1 protein-coding gene and 1 pseudogene are annotated in these 4312 nt (G+C 75.3%); both read left to right on the forward strand.

Annotated elements, in window-relative coordinates; translation table 11 throughout:
- Positions 1-1876 (forward strand): bifunctional diguanylate cyclase/phosphodiesterase (locus tag AE652_RS36300; protein WP_049659280.1); only part of this gene is annotated, 1876 nt, incomplete at its 5' end.
- Positions 1877-2632: 756 nt separating this feature from the next.
- Positions 2633-4312 (forward strand): annotated as a pseudogene (locus AE652_RS48710) (hypothetical protein); the annotation flags it as partial.

Consider the following 4312-nt stretch of genomic DNA (forward strand, 5'->3'; position numbering starts at 1 on the left):
CGAGCTGCTCCAGGCGCAGCCCGTCCAGGACGACCGCGGCCCGGCCCTGACCGGCGCCTTCGCGGCCGGCTGGGCGGCCGCCCTGCGCGAGCGCACGCTGACCGAGCAGGAGGCGATCCGCACCGCCGCCGACAGCGCCCGCAAGGAGGCCGAGCGGGCGCTGCGCGCCTCCGAGGCCCGGTTCCGGGCGCTGTTCGAGAGCGCCGCCATCGGCATCGGCATCGGTGACACCGACGGCAACATCATGGCGGTCAACAAGGCCCTCCAGGAGCTGTTCGGCGCGGGCCCGGAGGACATGATCGGCCGCCGGGTCGGCGACCTGGTGCACCCCGAGGACACCCCCGGCGTGTGGGAGGCGTACGAGGAGCTGATCAGCGGCAAGCGGGACTACTTCCAGTTCGACAAGCCGTACTACCGCCAGGACGGCGAGGTGATCTGGACCCACCTGACCGTCTCGCTGATCCGCGACGACGACGGCATCCCGCAGTACCAGGTCGCGATGCTGGAGGACGTCACCGACCGCTACCGGCTCCAGGAGCGGCTGCGCCACCAGGCCACCCACGACCCGCTGACCGGCCTGCCCAACCGCGCGGCCTTCTTCGAGCGGCTGGAGAAGCTGTTCGAGGAGCCCGAGCCGGGCGCCCGCTTCGGCCTCTGCTACGTCGACCTCGACGGTTTCAAGGTGGTCAACGACAGCCTCGGCCACGACATGGGCGACCAGCTGCTGGCCGCGGTCGCCGCCCGGCTGAAGGCCGCCCTCACCCCGCTCGGCCACCTGGTGGCCCGGCTCGGCGGCGACGAGTTCGTCGTCCTGCTGGAGAAGTGCCGGGGCGAGCAGGAGGCGGTGGCCGCCGCGAAGACCGTGCTCAAGGCGCTGGCCGGGCCGGTGCTGATCGGCGACCACAAGCTCGCCGTCGGCGCCAGCGTCGGCGTGCTGGAGCGGCGGGTGTCCACCACCACCCCGGGCGCCGCCGTCCGGGCCGCCGACCTCACGCTGTACCGCGCCAAGGAGGCCGGCCGCGGCCGCTGGACGCTCTTCGACCCCAAGGAGAACGCCCGGGCGGTCAGCCGCTACGCGGTGTCGGTGCGGATGCCGGCGGCCCTCGACCGCGGCGAGTTCTTCATCGACTACCAGCCGCTCTACCGCCTCGCGGACGGCCGGCTGGCCGCCGTGGAGGCGCTGGTGCGCTGGCGCCACCCGCAGCTCGGCGTGCTCGGCCCGGACGAGTTCGTCACCACCGCCGAGGAGACCGGGCTGATCATGCCGCTCGGCCGCTGGGTGCTGGAGCAGGCCTGCGGCCAGGCCGCGGACTGGATCAAGCGGTACGGCGACGCCGCCCCGCAGCTCAACGTCAACCTGGCGGTCCGGCAGGCCCGCAGCGCCGCCCTGGTCACCGACCTCGCCCGGATCCTCGACAGCACCGGCCTGGACCCGGCCCGGTTGCAGCTGGAGATCACCGAGTCGACCGTGGTCGGGCCCGAGGACGAGGCGCTGCGCACCCTGCACGGGCTGGTCGACCTCGGGGTGTCGCTGGCCGTGGACGACTTCGGCACCGGCTGGTCCAACCTCGCCTACCTGCGCGACCTGCCGGTCTCCGGGCTGAAGATCGCCGGCTCATTCGTCGGCGACCTGCACGAACCGGGGAAGGACGAGTCCACCGGGTGGCGGATCGTCAGCGGCCTGGTGTCGATGGCGCACGCGCTCGGGCTGAACGTCACCGCCGAGGGCGTGGAGACCCACCGGGACGCCGAACGGCTGCGGACCATGGGCTGCGACTGGGCGCAGGGCTGGCACTTCGGACGCCCGGTGCGGCCCGAGGAGATCGCCCGGCGGATCGTGGAGGAACCGCTGGGGCGCCCGGTCGAGGAGCGCTGAGGAGGGCCGGCTGGACGCCGGCTCGAGTTCCGCTCGGGGGCCGGTCCGTTCCCGCCCGGTCCTGCTCCGCTCCGGCGGCGGCGCCGGCCCGACCGCCGTACGGGCAGTGGCGGCCGAGGCGTCGACAGCGGCCGGTTCCCCGTCGGGGATCGCGCTTGCGTACCGGTCCTGCGATGGGTCGGTCCTGATCCGCGAAAGCGGCCGACACCCGCGCCCGCCATGAGGGATGATGACGCGTCACAATCCACCCCGGAACCGGTGCGCCCATGGTCACGGCCCCGCGCCGGTCCGGGCTGCGGGGGAGGGGAGCGTCGCATGGGCACGACGGAGGACGCGGACCCGGCCGAGGGTGGTCGGCGCGGGCCGAGGCCCCGGTCGGCCGCCGGAGCCGAGCCGGGGAATCCGCCGGGGAGCAGGGTGGAGCGGTGGTCGCGGGGGCGCTGGCGTGCCTCCGAGGACGCCCCGGACCGGTCGTCCCGGCTCGGCGCGAACCCGCGGGCCCGGGTGGACCCGCAGGCCGCGACCCGTCGGGTGCCCGCCGCCCCGCCGCGCTTCGATCCGGAGGCCGCGACGCGTCGGGTGTCCGGCAACCAGCCGCGGTACGACCCGGAGGCGGCCACCCGCCGCAGGCCGGACACCGGGCCGAGGTTCGACCCGCACGCTCCGACCGAGCTCCGGCCGAACCGGCCGGGGGGCTCGGGCAGTTCGGGGGACTCGGGGCACTCGGGACGTGCGCCTGGCGCCGATTCGGAGGCGGTGACCGAGGTCGTCCGGCCCCGGTCGGGCTCGGGGGCCGGCTCGTCCTCCTGGCAGGACGGCATCGGGCCCGGCGGCCCCGCCCCGGCCGGGGGAGGCGGCGGCGGGAGTGCGGGCGGGAGCCTGGCCGGCCCCGAGGACGGGTTCGGCGGGGCCCCGGACACCGGCGGTCCGTTCGAGGGCGTCTTCCCGGACGCCCTGCGGAGCCGCTTCATCCCGCTGGGTCGGGCCGGAGCCGGCTCCGAGGGCACCGTCTGGTACGTCCGGCGCACCGACGGCGGCGGTGACGCGGCCGTCAAGGTGGCCGTCGCGGGCCAGCCGATGGACCACGACCTGCTCTCCCACCTGGGCCACGACGGCTTCCGCCGGCACGTCCCGCAGCTGATCGACTTCGGCCGGGTCCGCCACCACGGCGCCCAGGTCGACTGGGTGGCCATGGAGTACCTGCCGGTCACCCTCGCCGCCCACGTCGCCGGGCTGTGGCGGTCGGGCGGGCACGGCGACCGGCGGACCACCGAGCAGATCGTCTACGAGCTGGTCGCCCTGCTCGACTTCTGGCAGCAGCGGATCCAGCGCAACCCGCTGGACTTCAAGCCCGCCAACATCCTGGTGCGCCCCGGCAGCGGGTCCGGGGAGTTCGTGATCGCCGACTTCGGCGGCGTCGACCGGCTCACCGACAGCCGCCGGTTCACCTCCGCGATGATGGTCACCGTCGCCTACATGGCCCCCGAGCAGCTGGCCGGCAAGAACCACCAGGCCGGGCCCTGGTGGGGGCTCGGCAACGTGCTGTACGAACTGTTCGTCGGCCGCCCCCGCTTCGTCGGCGCGGACGGCGAGCGCCCGGACGACCAGGAGCTGGAACTGGAACTGGTCATGGGCGAGGAGGTCGACCTCAGTGCCGTCCGCGACCCGCGCCAACTGCTGCTCCTCCAGGGGCTGTTCACGAAGATGCCGGAGGACCGCTGGACCGCCCCGCAGGTCCGCAGCTGGCTGGCCGGCGGCACCCCCGAGGTGATCCGCCGCCGACCGCAGGCGCAGGCCAGGGCCCACCGGCCGGTCACCTTCCTCGGCAACCCGTTCACCGACCCGGTCCGGCTCACCGAGGCGCTGCTCAAGAACTCCGGCGCGGCGGCCCGCTGGCTGGCCACCGGGGGAGCGGAACGGGTGCGCGACTGGCTGCGGGACGAGGTCGAGGACACCGTCTTCGACCTGCACTACCTTTCCGACGTGGCCAAGGCGCCCGGCTCCCGGCGCGAGTCCGTGGCCGCGGTGGCGGTGCTCGCCCTGGGGGCCGCCTTCGTCCCGGGCGCCGTCCCCCACTATCGCGACCGGCCGATCGACACCACCGGGCTGGAACGCGTCGTCACCGCACCGGACGGCGCCGAGCTGATCGACGAACTCGTCCGGGGCGGGGTGCCGGCCGTGGTCGCCCGCTACGACTGCTTCCACCCCGAGTGCGCCGGCGAGCACTGCTCGCGGCTGCTAGCACTGGCCGCACTGCCGGAGGTGCTGGCCGAGGTGGACCGGCTGGCCCGCACCGTCGGCGGCGGCCGGCGCGGCGGCGACGGGCTCAGCCCGGAGGAACGCGAGGAGGCGCACCGGCAGGCGGTCTGGCTGAGCATCCGGCCCGAGGAGCGCGCGCGGCTGCTCGGCCGGCTCTCGCCGCTGCCCGCCGCACTG

The organism is Kitasatospora sp. MY 5-36 (genome assembly GCF_001182915.1).
Lineage (GTDB): Bacteria > Actinomycetota > Actinomycetes > Streptomycetales > Streptomycetaceae > Kitasatospora.